Raw genomic sequence first — 15351 nt, 5'->3', positions numbered from 1 at the left:
ATTATATCTTTCTCACTACCCCCTTATCCGCATCCACCAAAACTTTATCCCCGTCTTTTAAAACTTTAGTAGCGATTTTGGTGCCGATGATACAGGGTTTTTTTAATTCCCGGGCGATAATGGCGGCGTGGCAGGTAATACCACCTTCGTCAGTAATAATTGCCTTACATTTTTTTAAAGCTGGGTTTAAATAAGGTGTGGTCATCGGTGAAACTATTATAGTTTCTTTATCAACTTTTTTCATTTCATTTTTTGAAAATAATAGCACTACTTTCCCCTTGGCTTGACCGGGATTGGCTGATTTTCCTTTTATTTTATTCACCTTTTTAACTTTTTCTTCCTTTTCTAAAATCAAATTATACTCGGATAAAAATTCATTTATTTCTGATACTTTTTTCAAGTTCGAATAAATTTGGTCGCGAAAAATAATACAACCTTTTTCTCTAGAATTTATTTTCTTTATTTTATTTTGCCCAAATTTTTTTCCTCTTAGGCTATCTATTAACTCTTCTGGCGAGCATAAGGTAAAATCCATTTTTAAATAATTGAATTTATTTCTTAAATAAAGGCATAGATGATCATAAAAATACTGGGCTAGAACATATTCCCGGTCTCTTTGGCTCCTTATTTTTATGATTTTATCAATTCTTCTCTTTTGTTCTTTATTTACTTTCTCACTTTCTAAAAAAATTGGTAACCAATATATATACATAACCGGTGTCCAAATATTCTGAAAAGTTTTTTCAAATTCAAATATTTTATTAATTGCCTCATTATCGTTTTTTATTCTTTTTGAATGATCAGATAATTCCTCCAGTTTTTTATAATCACTTGGAAAAGTATCCAACAACTTTTTTTCAAATTTAGGCCTTTTATTAAAAATATTTAAAATTATTTTTTTTAATAAATGACTACCATAACGGTATTCAGTCATGGAGCCTTTTTTATAATAAAATATGAATTTGCTAAATCCAAAACCAAGATTATTTTTCATTATCTTGGAAATACCTTGATAATAGCCAAATAAAGCACTTAAGGTAGCCGTATGAGTTAATATTTTATCTAGTACTTTTTTCATTTAGGAAAGCTTTTTAATTATCCCCTTATCCGCATCCACTAAAACTTTATCACCGTCTTTTAAAACCTTGGTGGCTATTTTGGTGCCTATAACACAGGGAATATTCATCTCCCGGGAAACAATGGCCGCGTGAGAAGTAATACCGCCTTCATCAGTAATAAAGGCTTTAGCTTTGGAAAAAACGCCGGCTAAACGGGGAGAAGTCATAATAGTGACTAGAATATCACCTTGTTTCATTTTTTTCATATCTTCCACCTTAACTACTCGGCAAACCCTTCCTTTAACCTGGCCTTTATTACCACACTTTCCCTTTAAAATATTTATTTTAGGTATTTTTCTTTGAGGTAAATTATTTTTGATATATTGATCACATTTTTTACCAATTAGAACCTTGATTTTTGAATCCAAACAAAGTAAAACATATTTCTTTTTTCTTTGTTCAATTATTTGCTTTTTTATTTTTTTAATTTTTTTTACTAAATTAAAAAACTCAGGAGCTGTATAAAAAAATATATCATTTATGGGCACTCCCGTTTTTCTGGACAAATCTTTAAAATAAGGATTAAGTCGATCCCAGGCCCAACAACTTTCTTCTTCAGCTCTTTGGTGCCATTTTCCAGCCCAAATAATCAAGCCTTGATCATTGACCGCCTGGCCTATTTCTAAAGCATACCAAACAATAGCCCGACAATAAGTATAGTATTTAATAAATTCTTTTAAGGCTTTTAAATTTTTTTTAACATTTAACTCTTTTTGGGTTTTTCTGATATTTTTTATTACCTCCCAGAAATATTTATCTCTTCTTTTTTTCATTCCCGGATAACTAAATTCTTGTCTAATAATTCTTAAACGTTTTTCTCTGTCTTCTGGATCATAGTAAATTTTCACCAGACTATTGATACCTAGGCCAAGCAAATTTTCTACTCCCACTTCTGTTACCGGCAATAATTTTTTTCTATAGCCCAAAACCCTTAAATACCGTTCCAAAAGACAAGCCTCGCGAGTAACTAAAAGACTCCATTTAATTTTCTTTTTCATAAATTAATTATACTTTGAATTTTATGCTTTGCTATTTGAATTTAGAAAAAAACTATTCCTGCAGAGTACTGGTGTCACCGAGATCCTCGCCTAATTCCTTAGCTCTTAAAACCCGGCGCATAATTTTACCGGATCTGGTTTTCGGTAGTTTATCAGTGTATTCAATTTCTTTAAAAACCACAACCGGCCCTAAAACTTCTCTAACTTTTTTTATTAGATCATCTTTCAATTGATCGGTTTTTTCCACTCCTTCTTTCATAATAACAAAAGCTTTAGCTACTTCTCCTCTTAATTCGTCTGGAACACCAATAACTCCCGCTTCCACTACTGCTTTGTGTGCCACAAGCGCACTTTCAATTTCCGCGTTGCCAATGCGGTGCCCAGCTATTTTCAAAACATCATCAGATCGTCCCTGGATCCAAAAATAGCCGTCTTTATCTTTAGTAGCCAGGTCACCTGTGGTGTAAACGTCTGGAATTTTCTGCCAGTAAGTCTTTTTATATCTTTCTGGGTTATTAAATAAAGTGGTCAACATTGAAGGCCAAGGATTTTTTATAACCAGAAATCCGCCTTTTCCTTCTGGCACTGGATCACCATCTTTGTCAACTATTTCCATCTGAAGACCGGGGAAAGGCTTGGTAGCACTGCCAGCTTTAAGCGGCAAAACCGGCAAAGGCGTAATCATAAAAGCACCGGTTTCGGTCTGCCACCAGGTATCCATAATCGGGCAACGACCCTTGCCAATATTTTCATAATACCAGCGCCAAGCCTCCGGATTAATCGGTTCACCAACACTGCCAAGAAGGCGCAAAGATTCCATTTTATATTTTTCTGTCCATTCCTTGCCATATTTCATCATTAAGCGAACAAGGGTTGGTGCCGTGTAAAAAATAGAAACCTTATATTTTTCAATTACCTGCCAAAGCCTATCCGGCTCGGGATGGTCCGGAGCTCCGTCATACATGACACTAGTGGCCCCTAAAATTAAAGGCGCATAAACTATATAGCTATGGCCGGTAATCCAGCCTGGGTCAGCGCTACACCAATAAACATCTTTGTCTTTAATATCAAAAACCCATTTAAGTGTCCTTGAAATACCGACCTGATAACCGCCGTGCACATGAATAACTCCTTTGGGTTTGGAGGTGGTGCCCGAAGTATAAAGAATAAACAAAGGATCAGTAGCTTTCATTTTTTCAGTTTCTGGAATTTCAACCTCTTCTTTCATAATCTCATGGTACCAAATATCTCTCCCCTCCTTTATATTAATCTCTAGTCCGGTGTATTTAACTACGATGACTGATTTTAAGCACTGACAATCTTTTTCCAGAGCTTGATCCACAGTTTCTTTAAGGGGAATATCTTTTTTACGACGTTTACCGCCGTCAACTGTCACTAAAACTTTAGCCTCGGCGTCGTGGATTCTCTCTCGCAAGGCTTGGGCTGAAAAACCAGCATAGACTACCGTGTGCATAGCACCTAACTTAGCACAAGCTAACATGGCCACAGCGGTTTCGGGAATATTTGGCATATAAACAGCTACTCTATCCCCTCTTGCCACTCCTTGTTTTTTTAAAATACCAGCAAATTTATTAACCTCATCATAAAGCTGACCGTAAGTGATTTTTCTGGAGTCCCCGTCTTGATTCTCCCAAAAATAAGCCACTTTATCTTTTTTGTCTTTCTGATGACGTTCTAGAGCATTATGAAAAATATTAATCTGACCGCCTTTAAACCATTTATAAAAAGGTTTTTTGCTTTCATCCAAAACTTCGTCCCATTCTTTATACCAATCTAATTCTTGGGCGGCTTCGGCCCAAAAACCCTCATAATCTTCTGACGCTTTTTTTACTACTGCTTCATAATCTTTAACATTAGCCAACTTTTTAACTTCTTCTGAAGGCTTGTATAATTTTTCTTCTTTTAACAAGGCTTCGGTAGCCTCGTCTGTGTTTGAATCTTTTGACATAATAATATCCTTTCTTTAATTTTTATAATATTTTTTTAAATCTTTTTTGTATAAGAGTCCGTTTTGAGCGCCGGGCTTAGTAACCAGAGATGAAGTGTTATAAATACCCAGCTTAATTGATTTATCAATATCTCCTTTAAACATTTCTAAGCCAGCTACAAAACTGGAACCAAAACAGTCCCCAGCGCCAGTGGTGTCCATAACTTTAGTATCTAAAATTTCTGAAAAATAAATCTTTTGACCATCATAGGCGTATGATCCTTCTCGTCCATCAGTTAGTACAAAAATATCCGGTCCCCAGCTTTGTATTTCTTTGAGTAAAATTTCTGGTTTCTTTATATCTTTAATTTTCCCTTTATTTTCTAAAACCAGCTCAATAGATTCATCTTTATTAAGAATTAACACCTTGGTATAAGCCAGTAAATCTTTAATGGCTTTCATACCGGCCTGAAGCTGAGTTTCTCCCGGGTTCCAGGCTAAGTGGCAGCCGTCTCCTTTAATACGTTGGATAACTTTATCAGAAATCATCGGCCAATTTTTGCCAGAAAGAGAAGACATATAAAACCAATCAGTATTAACTTTTTCTAAATCATTTTTTAACTCTAATTTATCATTGGCTCCACGATAAAGAAAAGCGACATGTTCCTTGCTTTTTTCATCAATCACTAGCAGAGAAAAACCAGTGCCAACTTCTTTTTTGGTTTCAATAAACTTAGTTTCCACCCCTTCTTCTTTTAAAGTAGCTGAAATTCTTTCTCCTTCAGTGTCTTGTCCAATGGCCACAAAGTTAGCTGTCTTTAGTCCCAGGCGAGACAAGCAGACCGCCGTATTACAACCGCCCCCACCAGTGCCAAATCTTACTTCCCGAGAAATTAATTTAGCGCCGTATTCAAAACTGATCATTTTCTGACGCGTTAAATCCTGCGGCGTAGAAATAACTTCACCCTGATCAGTATAAAATATTATATCACGAGTAGCTCCACCAATGGAAACGACATCGTATTTTTTCATAAATTTGCTATTTTAATTTTTAATATATTTAAGTAAATTCTGCCCAGTCATGTCATCTGGTTTTTCCAGACCAATTAAAGCTAAAACAGTCGGAGCCACATCAGATAAAAGCCCGCTTGGTGTTAGTGAGCTTAAATCATGGCCTAAAGCTAATGAAGTGGGATGATTTTCCCACTCATTACCAATAAGAATAAAGGGGACGGGATTAGTAGAGTGTTCTTTTATAATAAAGCCAGTTTGCAAATCTATTTTTTCCTCAGCATTACCGTGATCAGCAATAATAACCATTACTCCGTTTACATTTAATAAGCTGTCAATTAAATGGCCTAAACATTCGTCAATAGCTTCTATAGCCTTAATTATGGCTGGAAAATTACCAGTATGGCCGACCATATCCGGATTAGCATAATTAACCACACAAAAATCATATTTTTCACTTTCTATAGCTTTAATCAATTCCTTGGTTAATTTTTCACAGGACATTTCCGGTTTCTGGTCATAAGATGATACCTTGGGCGAAGGAATTAATATTCTTTCTTCACCAAAAAAGGGCTCCTCTCTTTCTCCATTTATAAAAAAGGTAACATGAGCATACTTTTCGGTTTCAGCCGCGTGCAATTGCTTTAATTTATGATCAGAAATAATTTTACCCAAGGGATTTTTAATTTCTTCGGGCGGAAAAGCCACTTCAACAGGCAAATTATCTTCGTATTCAGTCATACAGACAAAACAAAGATCCTTAAGATATTTTCCTCTTTTAAACTTCTCAAAACCCGGTAAAACAAAAGCTTTAGTCAGTTGTCTGGCCCGATCAGAACGGAAATTAAAATAAATAACCGCGTCTTTATTATCAACCGTAGCTATAGGTTGGCCAGACTGAGTAATCACACTGGGAACAAATTCCTCATCATAAACACTATTTTTATAAGATTGATCCAGCATTTTCATGGGATCGGCACCCATTTTTTCAGATTTTCCTTTGACTATGGCCTCATAAGCTTTGGCTGTACGATCCCAGCGATTATCACGGTCCATAGCATAAAAGCGTCCGGACAGACTGGCAATTTTCCCTACTTTTAGTTCCTTTATCTTGGCTTGAAGTTTACTAATAAAATTTTTGCCTGAATCCGGCGGTGTATCACGGCCATCTAAAAAGCAGTGTATAAATACTTGATTAATTTTTTCTTTTTGGCAAAATTCCAGTAAAGAAAAAAGGTGGTCCAAGGAACTGTGAACACTACCAGTAGAAACCAAGCCCATTATATGTAATTTAGAATTATTTTCTTTTACTTTTTTACTAGCTTTTAAAAAAGCTTTATTTTGAAAAAAAGTTTTATCTATAATGGCTTTATTTATCCGTGGTAAATCCTGATAAATAATCTTACCAGCCCCGATATTCATATGACCGACTTCTGAATTACCCATTTCTCCCCAGGGCAAGCCAACTGACTCACCACTAGCCTGCAAAGTTAAAGCCGGATAAGTAGCTAAAACTTTATCCATAACCGGAGTTTTAGCTTGGCTAATAGCATTAGCTCTTGAAGGCGGAGCTATACCCCAGCCGTCTAAAATAACTAACATGACTGGTCTGTTTTTTAAAACTGGCATAGAGATTTTTTAGTCATTTCTTGAGGTTTATTAATATCTAAAAATTTTAGGATGGTCGGAGCAATATTACCCAAAACTCCACTTTTATCAAACTTATATTTATTGGAATTTTTATTAACCATAATAAAAGGTACTGGATTAGAAGTGTGCTCCGTATTGACTTCACCAGTTTCGAGATCGGTCATTTTCTCAATATTACCATGATCAGCTGTTATAAATAATGTGCCATTCTTGTTTAAAACAGCTATCACAAGCTTTTTCAAACATCCGTCCAGATATTCCATAGCCTTTATACCCGCTTTTAATTTACCAGTATGCCCAATCATATCCGGATTACAGAAATTAACCGAGATAAAATGATACTTGTCTTTCTCTAAAACTTCCAAAATACGGTTTAATATTTTAGGCGAACTCATTTTAGGTGTTTCCTTATAATTTCGCACGCTCGGTGAATTAATAACTTCCCTTTCTTCACCACCGATCGGGGCATTGTGACCCCCATTGAAGAAATAAGTGAGATGAGCATATTTTTCCGTCTCAGTTAAATAAAGCTGTTGTAGATGAGTTAAAGTCAGGGGTAAAGTCATGTTTAAAGATTCAGCCGGATAAGCGGTTAAAACTCCGGGCAAATCCGGACCAAAATTGGTCATAGCCACAAAACGAATATTTTTTAATATTTTTTTTCTTTTGAAAGCTCCTGGATTCATTTTTCTAAATTTGTCCTGAACAAAAGGCTTGGTCAGTTGACGAGCCCGGTCAGACCTCAAATTATAAAAAATTACCGAGTCATTATCATCAATTCTTGAATCCATTTTTTCTTTATTATTTTTAGCGATTATAGTCGGCTGAATAAATTCATCAGTGTGCCTTTGATTATAATTATGAACAATGGCTTTGACTGAATTATCAAACAGGTCATCTTCTCCCAATACTAAGGTGTTATAAATTTTTTCCGTCACTGGCCAGTCTTTTTTCCGATTTAAGTAATAACGCCCGGCTAAAGTAGCTATTTTCTGATTTGGTTTTAATTTCTTTTTTATTTTCTTTATTATTTCCAAAGCAGCAAACTGCGGAGAATCACGTCCGTCAGTAAAAAAATGGCAATAAACTTTTTTAACTTTTTTTTGATGACAAAGTTTAATCAGGGCTTCTAAGTGATTGGGATCCATATGAGGGCTTTGGGTGCGCGAAATCAAGCCCATAATATGAAGGGAAGAGTTATGCTTTTTAACATGCTTAATACTTTCTAAAAAGGCCGCGTTTTCAAAAAATGATTTGTTCTCAATAGAATTAGTAATCTTAACTGAGTCCTGCAAAACCACCCGACCGGAGCCAATATTCATATGCCCGGCTTCAGAATTGCCGTGCTGGCCATGAGGCAGGCCGACTGAAGTACCCGAGGCCTTGAGCTGAGTGTTGGGATATTCTTTAAACAAAGAATCGATAAAGGGTGTTTTAGCCAAATGAAAAGCATTACCTGGTCCTGGCGGCGCCAGACCCAGTCCGTCTAAAATTACCAGAAGAGTCGGTTTTTTATTATTTTTCCTGTTCATAGATTTCTAGTAAACGATTATATTTAGCCAATCTCTCTCCCCGAGAAGGAGCTCCAGCTTTGATAAAATCAGCCCCACAAGCAAAAGCCAGATCACTAATAAAATCGTCATTGGTTTCACCGGAACGGTGGGAAACATTAATTTTAAATTTATTTTTTTGGGCTAAATTTATACAGTCAATTGTTTCTGATAAAGTGCCGATTTGATTAGGCTTGATTAAAATAGCATTGGCTAGTTTTTCTTTAATACCTTTTTCTAATCTCTTTATATTAGTGACAAAAAGATCGTCTCCTACCAACATCACCTTATCTCCCAGTTCATGATTCATTTTCTGCCAGCCGGAAAAATCATCTTCATCCAAGCCGTCTTCTATAGAAATAAAGGGGTATTTTTTCAGCCAGGTAGAGTAAAGCTCAATCAGCTGATCAGAACTTAAAGAGGAATTATCCAGCTTAAAAATATACTCTTTCTTTTTCTGATCATACAAAATAGAAGCTCCAACATCAGTGGCTAAAAATACATCACGCCCCGGTTCATAACCAGCTCTTTTAATAGCCGTCATAATCATATCCAAGGCATCGATAGTATGATCAATATCCGGAGCATACCCGCCTTCATTACCGACATCAGTATCATAACCTTTTTCCCGTAATATCTGGCCTAAGACGTGAAAAATCTCGGCTCCGACTCTTATTTTATCATCGATATTTTTTTCTAAAACCGGCACAATCATAAACTCCTGAAAATCCAGATTGGTATCAGCGTGCTTACCGCCATTAAAAATATTCATCATGGGTATGGGAAATCTCTTTTTCTTTTTAAAATTATAGGTTTCTCTAATATATTTATACAATGGCTGACCCTTGACTTTGGCACCAGCCCGGGCACAAGCCAAAGAAACTGACAAAATAGCGTTAGCCCCCAGTTTTGATTTATTTTTAGTGTTATCAAGCTCAATCAATCTTTTATCAATTTCTTTTTGTTTGGAGACATCTTGGTTCTTTAATTTTTTAGCCATTATTTTATTAACATTATCAACAGCTTTTAATACACCCAGACCATTATATCTTTCTTGATCCTGGTCTCTTAATTCATGCGCTTCGTGCTCGCCAGTAGAAGCCCCGGAGGGCACTGAAGCTTTAGCTGAAACTCCGTTTTTTAAAGTTATTTTTGTCTGCACGGTCGGATTACCCCGTGAATCAAGAATTTCTATAGCTTTGATATTTTTTATTGGGTTCATATTATTTTTTAATTAATGGTTTTAAAGCCGGCAAAGTGCCTTTGGTTAAAAATTCCAGCATGGCCCCGCCGCCAGTAGAAATATGACTGATTTTATTTTTTAAATTTAATTCATTTAATACATCCAGAGTGTCTCCCCCACCGACCAGAGAAACCGCCGAACTTCGACTTATAGCCTGGGCTATGGCGTAACTGCCTTTTTGAAAACGTTTATCCTCAAAAAATCCCATTGGTCCGGCCCAGACCACTTGCCCGGCTTTTTTTATTATTTCTTTATACAAAGTAATAGTGTCTTGACCAATATCATAAATTTTTTCCTGCTCATCTACTCCTCCGACCGGCCTTTGATAAGCTTTTTTGCCTCTGGCTACCACTACATCCACGGGAATTTTTAGCCGGATATCAGTTAATTTCATTTTTTTTACTTTTTTGATCATATTATCCTCAATCAAAGACTGACCGACCTGAAGCCCTTTAGCCTTTAAAATAGTGTTAGCCAAAGCCCCGCCCAAAAGCAAGGCGTCTGTTTTTTTAAATAAGCTAACCACGGCTTTTAATTTGCTGGAAATTTTTGCTCCGCCAACAATAGCCACAAACGGCTTTTTTGGTTTTTTTATAAACTTTTGTAAAAAATTAATTTCTTTTTTCACTAACAAACCCGCATAACTAGGCAAATAATGAGTGATGCCAAACATAGAAGCATGATCACGATGAGAATTAGCAAAAGCATCATTTATATAAATTTCCCCTAAATCAACCAGAGCTTGGATAAATTTCGGGTCTTTATTTTTTTCTCCTTGGTGAAACCTTAGATTTTCCAGCAAAATTACGGACCCCGGCTTCATTTTAGCCACTTTTTCTTTAACTTTACTGCCAACACAATCATCCAGTTTTTTTACTTTTTTTCTTAAAAATTTTGAAAGTTTTTGCCCAATCTCATCCATAGATAACCTTTTAACATACTTTCCCCCAGGACGGCCATTATGACTAATTATAATTACTTTGGCTTTATTTTTAATTAAATATTTAATCGTCGGCAGGCTTTGTTTAATGCGGGTATCGTCTTCTATTTTTCCCTTTTTGCTAAAAGGCACATCAAAACCGCAGCGCAGTATTACTTTTTTGTTTTTTACCTTGGCTTTTGAAAAAGTTTTTAGCCTCATAATAGAATTTATTATAACATATTTTATTATATTAGAAAAATAAAAAAATTGCCCTGAAATTATTTATTTCAGGGCAATAAGGTACTAATTAGGCCCGTGTGACCTTTACGGGGATGTCTCCCGTATAAAAATCATTCTTCCTCCTTTCAATTTAACAACTAAGAAAAAATTGATTTAAATAATAATTCAAATTTACCAATTTTAATTATATCTCCGTTTGCTAATAAATATTTTTTATCAACTACATTATTATTAACAAAAACTTTATTTTCAAAATTAATAACTTCCAAATAGAAAATTCTGTTTTTCCGAAAAATAACAGCCTGTTTATCAGAAATCAAAGGATCATCTAAACATATATTATTTTTAATGGATTTTCCAATTGTTGTTTTTTGGGGGTTAAGATTAATTTCCAATCCAGCGAAATCAGTATTTATTATTTCAATACAATCTTTACCAATTTTTGCTGATGATTTTATCATAATAAAAACTCTTTTTTATAAAGAACGCTAAAAACTAATTAATTATTATTTTACACAAAATATTAATTCTGTCAAGCCTTGCCTCCCTACGGGAAACTACGGCTTGAAGGCAAGATTTTCTGTTTATATGCTCTTAGATCATAGCCGGTAAGCTATTTTCCTTTCATAATTTGGGGCGAATTTTACCCTCTGAAGTAGTGACCTAAAGAGAGGCTTGGCAAGCAAGCTTTCCATCTTTGTCTATATTACAGTGAAAATCCTTACTCTTCCTAAAAAAGAGATAAATCTCCACCGACGTGGTAAAGATGTTTGTTTTGGCGTAGGCAAAAGATTTATTTTCGCGTTTAAATAAAATCGCCTAGGCGGGAATCTTTATTTCCGCTATATATTAAATATTCAAATATTATGCTTTTGTTTAAATTTATTTTTAATATTAATGAACCAGGCCTAGAGGCGGGTCATGGCCCGCACCGCATCTACCTAGTATAAAACAAGCTGGCAAGGAAGCCCTTAAAATTACCCGAGAAGCGCGGATCTCCTGATCCGCGTCACCTTATTCGGTTGGATCAGGAGATCCAACCTTCTCGAGAAAAATAGATTATTAAATCTCTAATTTACCGAGAAGTCTGAGCTTAGTAAATATATTGCCAGAACCGGTCTGGGGACCAGTTCTTCTCGCGAAAAAACCTTTTTTAAAATATCGCCATATGAATGTTGCACCAAATTATATTTTATATTATTTAATAGCCTGGCGCCGGATTTATCCGGCGATTTATGTTTTGCTAATTAGTTATGGTTATAGCAGCTAGTAAGGTTTTGGTTGTGGGTTTGGAATAAAAAACCATTGACTCAGCCTAATAACCAAACTAGCGGCTCGGCCCAAAACCCTCTTTTTTGCTAATTGGTTATGGTTATAGCAGCTAGTAAGGTTTTGGTGGTGGGTTTGGAATAAAAAAGCCATTGGAAACTACCTAGTATAAAACAAACTGCCAAGGAAGCCCTTAAAATTACCCGAGAAGCGCGGATCTTCTGATCCGCGTCACCTTATTCGGTTGGATCAGGAGATCCAACCTTCTCGAGCAAAATAGATTATTAAATCTCTAATTTACCAAGAAGTCTGAGCTTATTAAATATATTGTCAGAACCGGTCTGGGGACCAGTTCTTCTCGCGGATAAAATAATAGAGTCTTTTATAAAAGCTTTAAAAACCCCAAAGATTATAAATATTCAGGTTATCGTAATTATTATCGGAATGATGAGACTAAAAGAAAAATTAATAGGCTTTAAAAGATGAATCTGGAGATAAATCTCCAGCTACGCGGATAGAGATGTTTATTTTTGCGTAAGTAAAAAATTTATCTCCGCGTTTTATAATTATTAAAATAAAAAACCCCTACTCAAAAAAGCAGGGGTAGTAGAAGAAAGCAGGAAAAAATCAAAGCTTATAATGAAAACCTAGAAAAGCTTGATAAATCACATTTATATCTGTTTCTGTGCCTGGATTTACTCCAAATTTTATTTTTTCAAAAGTCATAGCCGTAGCCCGGGCTCCCAAGACAAACTGATCCAACGAAAATTCAACGCCGAAAGTACCGGCCATAAAAGTATGAGTGCCCTCATTAACCTGAATATTTGATAAACCCTCATTTTCCAGAGCCAGATCGTAAGCTCCCAGATGAAAAATAAGAAATGGATTAATCAACTTATAGGGAAAAGTGGATATTTTTATATCCAGGCTAGTTTGCCAATAATCAACATTCAAGCCATCCGTATGGGAAAGCTCTGGCCAGCTAGAATCTACACCGTTATAAAGTCCGCTCGGACCAAAAGCCACATACCGGTTAACTGGAAAATAGAATTGGGCTCCCATTACGTGAAAATCATTCAACCCTTGACGGCAGGCAAAATTGTTGTTGAAAACGCCATAAGTAAAGCCCCACTGACCCATAGCCGGTTTTTCAGCTTTCACTGAAAGCGGTACTAAAATTATCACCGCCAACATTATCACAAAACAGCGTTTCATCAGACACCTCCTCGTGCTGAAACTTAAAAGAACAAAAAATTAATTTTAAGTATTTTAACTTAAATAATAATTAACTATTTGTCAAATACTATTTATCGCCTTCAATAGAGACCAGTCGGTATCCACGGCCCTTAACTTTTTTAACTTCAATTTCCATACCTTTAGTTTCCGGGTCTTCTGCCATCATTTTAATATTCTTTTTTAAGTTCTTCGGTTCAATATCATCAAAATGATCTTCGTGCTTGACCTGACCGACTTCAATATCCACCTTCTTGACCTGAGTAAACTTATTGCGGTGAGAATAGCGAACAATAAGTTCGTAAATTTGTTTAGCCACCATTAAATCATGCATGTGTCTATAATGTTTAATTTATAATTTATAATTATTTTTTTAAAAATTTACGCTTTTAACGATTTAAACGAGCTAAGCGATCAAACTAGCGTTAGCGATAGCGACGATTAATGAGTAGCGCAGGTAATACAGGGATCATAGGCTCTGATTAGCATTTTTATTTTTTCTTCTTTTTCAATCTTTTTATATTTCATGGCCGGTATCCATTGAGCCAAGTCCGCTTCCAGGTTAGATAGCATCTGTACGGTCGGGGTAATAATGTTACAATTCTTTATCTTACCCTGCTTATCTAATTCATAATAATGGTATAAAGTACCGCGCGGAGCTTCTACTGAACCGACTCCCTGGCCGTTTTTTACTTTAAAATCAACCGAAGCTTTACCTGATTTCATTTTCAAATATTTTTTCAGACGAATTTGGCTATCTTCAAGCAAATGTACCATTTCAATGGCCTGGCAAAAAAGATTGTAAAAATTATTATAAATGGGAAATTTAGGTAATTCTTTAATTAATTTTTTAGCTTTTGGCCGCAGTTTATTTTTTGACAAATGCATCCGGGCTATGGCTCCAACCATGTACGGCTTTCCTTTATACTGAGCCCGCTTAGCCATCTGATAAGGAATTTGTATTTCTTTAATATTATGCTCAAACTTTTCAACTGGAATATTTAGGCCATCAGTAGTGGCAATATGACCCTCATAAATAGCGTATTCCTCGGAGTTTTTTAAAGCAAGAAATTCTGTCTTTCTTTCAAATTCTGGAAATTTTATTTTTTTATAAAGCTCAACAATTTTTAAAGCAGTTTCAATAGCTTGACTGGTATTATCAATAATCCACTCAAGTTTTTCCTGATCCGGCAACTTAGTAAAACCGCCAACTTTAGTCCTTAAAGGATGAATGGTCCGTCCGCCAATATAATCAATGCTTTTATTGCCCAACTCTCTAACTTTTAAAGCTTTTTGAGAAATTTCCGGAAATTTTTTAACCAGATCCAAAGCACTGTCTAAACCAAAATAATCGCCAACGGCCATAAAATAAGCGTGCAAGGCGTGGCTTTGAATAATCTGTCCGTTTTCCAACACTTTTCTTAAAAGTTTGTTAGGGGCAGATATTTTCACACCTAAAGCATTTTCCATGGCTTTAATAGCGGTCAGATTATGAACCACTGGACAAACCCCGCAGATTCTCTGCGTGACCACAAAAGCTTCGTGATAGTCCCGCCCTCGCAATATACTTTCCACCAGACGGGCTCCTTCTTTAGTTTCGACTAAAGCATTTTTGATCCGGCCGGAATAAAGCTCAGCTTCAAATCCGGCGTGTCCTTCTATTTTTGATATGTGATTTATTTTTATACGCATAAATTAATCTTTAAAAAAATGTCTATTCAACAGCTGACTCTTTATATGTGGGACTTTTTTCTGTTTCTTTAAATTTATTAACTTCTTTTACCACTTTATAATAAATTAGAAACAAAGCTAAATGTATAACCCAAGTCCAGTCAAAAGAGCCTAAACTAATTATTAGAGAAACTACCCAAAGCCAAATTACCCACTTCTCTACTTTATAAATCCCCCAGATTATAACTATTGAAAGCAGAATAACCAAAGCAAAAGAAATGATGACCATAGAAAAACCAATAGCTGATTGACTAAATTCGCCTGATCCAGCCGATAATACAGCTATCAGATTGATGACAGTGTAAAGCAAAGCGGCTATTTCAGCTACCAGTACAATCATCCACATAAGATAAAGATTTTTTTGACTTTTAAGGAAATTTATAATTTCCTGATGTGATTTTTTTTCCATAATTTTAAATTTAATAATAAATTATATCA

The 15351-nt window shown here is 35.5% G+C and carries 13 protein-coding genes; all 13 read right to left on the bottom strand.

Translation table 11 applies throughout. The features are described 5' to 3' along the window. Nucleotide 1 precedes the first annotated feature (1 nt). Nucleotides 2–1078 (bottom strand): PEP-utilizing enzyme, encoded by a 1077-nt coding sequence (locus U5L76_01690; GenBank protein MDZ7798312.1) that lies wholly within the window; start codon nucleotides 1076–1078, stop codon nucleotides 2–4. Next, nucleotides 1079–2116: a PEP-utilizing enzyme gene (locus tag U5L76_01685; protein ID MDZ7798311.1), complete on the bottom strand. Its 1038-nt coding sequence runs from the start codon at nucleotides 2114–2116 to the stop codon at nucleotides 1079–1081. A gap of 52 nt (nucleotides 2117–2168) precedes the next feature. Further along, entirely contained in the window at nucleotides 2169–4085 is a 1917-nt protein-coding gene (acs, locus tag U5L76_01680; protein ID MDZ7798310.1) for an acetate--CoA ligase, read from the bottom strand. A gap of 15 nt (nucleotides 4086–4100) precedes the next feature. Then, entirely contained in the window at nucleotides 4101–5096 is a 996-nt protein-coding gene (locus U5L76_01675; GenBank protein ID MDZ7798309.1) for a carbohydrate kinase family protein, read from the bottom strand. A gap of 12 nt (nucleotides 5097–5108) precedes the next feature. Next, nucleotides 5109–6704: a 2,3-bisphosphoglycerate-independent phosphoglycerate mutase gene (gene gpmI, locus U5L76_01670; protein ID MDZ7798308.1), complete on the bottom strand. Its 1596-nt coding sequence runs from the start codon at nucleotides 6702–6704 to the stop codon at nucleotides 5109–5111. Continuing rightward, the gene (gene gpmI, locus U5L76_01665; GenBank protein ID MDZ7798307.1) at nucleotides 6692–8257 is read right to left on the bottom strand and encodes a 2,3-bisphosphoglycerate-independent phosphoglycerate mutase; all 1566 of its coding nucleotides are present in this window, start codon (nucleotides 8255–8257) and stop codon (nucleotides 6692–6694) included. The genes gpmI (U5L76_01670) and gpmI (U5L76_01665) overlap by 13 nt, the downstream gene beginning before the upstream one ends. After that, on the bottom strand, nucleotides 8241–9497 hold the full coding sequence (eno, locus tag U5L76_01660) for a phosphopyruvate hydratase (GenBank protein ID MDZ7798306.1): 1257 nt from the start codon (nucleotides 9495–9497) through the stop codon (nucleotides 8241–8243). Before eno ends, gpmI (U5L76_01665) begins: the two co-directional genes overlap by 17 nt. A 1-nt stretch (nucleotide 9498) precedes the next feature. Continuing rightward, on the bottom strand, nucleotides 9499–10659 hold the full coding sequence (locus tag U5L76_01655; GenBank protein ID MDZ7798305.1) for a phosphoglycerate kinase: 1161 nt from the start codon (nucleotides 10657–10659) through the stop codon (nucleotides 9499–9501). Nucleotides 10660–10817: 158 nt separating this feature from the next. Next, nucleotides 10818–11141 (bottom strand): FHA domain-containing protein, encoded by a 324-nt coding sequence (locus U5L76_01650; GenBank protein ID MDZ7798304.1) that lies wholly within the window; start codon nucleotides 11139–11141, stop codon nucleotides 10818–10820. Nucleotides 11142–12576: 1435 nt separating this feature from the next. Next, complete coding sequence (locus U5L76_01645; GenBank protein ID MDZ7798303.1) at nucleotides 12577–13164, bottom strand: hypothetical protein; 588 nt, start codon at nucleotides 13162–13164, stop codon at nucleotides 12577–12579. 88 nt (nucleotides 13165–13252) lie between these two features. Continuing rightward, nucleotides 13253–13516 (bottom strand): hydrogenase/urease maturation nickel metallochaperone HypA, encoded by a 264-nt coding sequence (locus tag U5L76_01640; GenBank protein MDZ7798302.1) that lies wholly within the window; start codon nucleotides 13514–13516, stop codon nucleotides 13253–13255. Nucleotides 13517–13623: 107 nt separating this feature from the next. Continuing rightward, a complete protein-coding gene (locus U5L76_01635; protein MDZ7798301.1) occupies nucleotides 13624–14874 on the bottom strand; it encodes a Ni/Fe hydrogenase subunit alpha in 1251 nt (416 codons plus the stop codon). Nucleotides 14875–14896: 22 nt separating this feature from the next. Then, nucleotides 14897–15322, bottom strand: coding sequence for a hypothetical protein (locus U5L76_01630; protein MDZ7798300.1), 426 nt, complete (start codon nucleotides 15320–15322; stop codon nucleotides 14897–14899). Between the last annotated feature and the right edge of the window lie 29 nt (nucleotides 15323–15351).

This window comes from Patescibacteria group bacterium (assembly GCA_034520665.1).
Taxonomy (GTDB): Bacteria; Patescibacteriota; Patescibacteriia; order JAXHNJ01; family JAXHNJ01; genus JAXHNJ01.
This window is presented reverse-complemented; position numbering and strand designations above follow the sequence as displayed.

Bases quoted from the DNA above. Each gene is read 5' to 3' on its own strand.
- U5L76_01690 (MDZ7798312.1), bottom strand. From the start codon at position 1,078: ATGAAAAAAGTACTAGATAAAATATTAACTCATACGGCTACCTTAAGT.
- U5L76_01685 (MDZ7798311.1), bottom strand. From the start codon at position 2,116: ATGAAAAAGAAAATTAAATGGAGTCTTTTAGTTACTCGCGAGGCTTGT.
- acs (MDZ7798310.1), bottom strand. From the start codon at position 4,085: ATGTCAAAAGATTCAAACACAGACGAGGCTACCGAAGCCTTGTTAAAA.
- U5L76_01675 (MDZ7798309.1), bottom strand. From the start codon at position 5,096: ATGAAAAAATACGATGTCGTTTCCATTGGTGGAGCTACTCGTGATATA.
- gpmI (MDZ7798308.1), bottom strand. From the start codon at position 6,704: ATGCCAGTTTTAAAAAACAGACCAGTCATGTTAGTTATTTTAGACGGC.
- gpmI (MDZ7798307.1), bottom strand. From the start codon at position 8,257: ATGAACAGGAAAAATAATAAAAAACCGACTCTTCTGGTAATTTTAGAC.
- eno (MDZ7798306.1), bottom strand. From the start codon at position 9,497: ATGAACCCAATAAAAAATATCAAAGCTATAGAAATTCTTGATTCACGG.
- U5L76_01655 (MDZ7798305.1), bottom strand. From the start codon at position 10,659: ATGAGGCTAAAAACTTTTTCAAAAGCCAAGGTAAAAAACAAAAAAGTA.
- U5L76_01650 (MDZ7798304.1), bottom strand. From the start codon at position 11,141: ATGATAAAATCATCAGCAAAAATTGGTAAAGATTGTATTGAAATAATA.
- U5L76_01645 (MDZ7798303.1), bottom strand. From the start codon at position 13,164: ATGAAACGCTGTTTTGTGATAATGTTGGCGGTGATAATTTTAGTACCG.
- U5L76_01640 (MDZ7798302.1), bottom strand. From the start codon at position 13,516: ATGCATGATTTAATGGTGGCTAAACAAATTTACGAACTTATTGTTCGC.
- U5L76_01635 (MDZ7798301.1), bottom strand. From the start codon at position 14,874: ATGCGTATAAAAATAAATCACATATCAAAAATAGAAGGACACGCCGGA.
- U5L76_01630 (MDZ7798300.1), bottom strand. From the start codon at position 15,322: ATGGAAAAAAAATCACATCAGGAAATTATAAATTTCCTTAAAAGTCAA.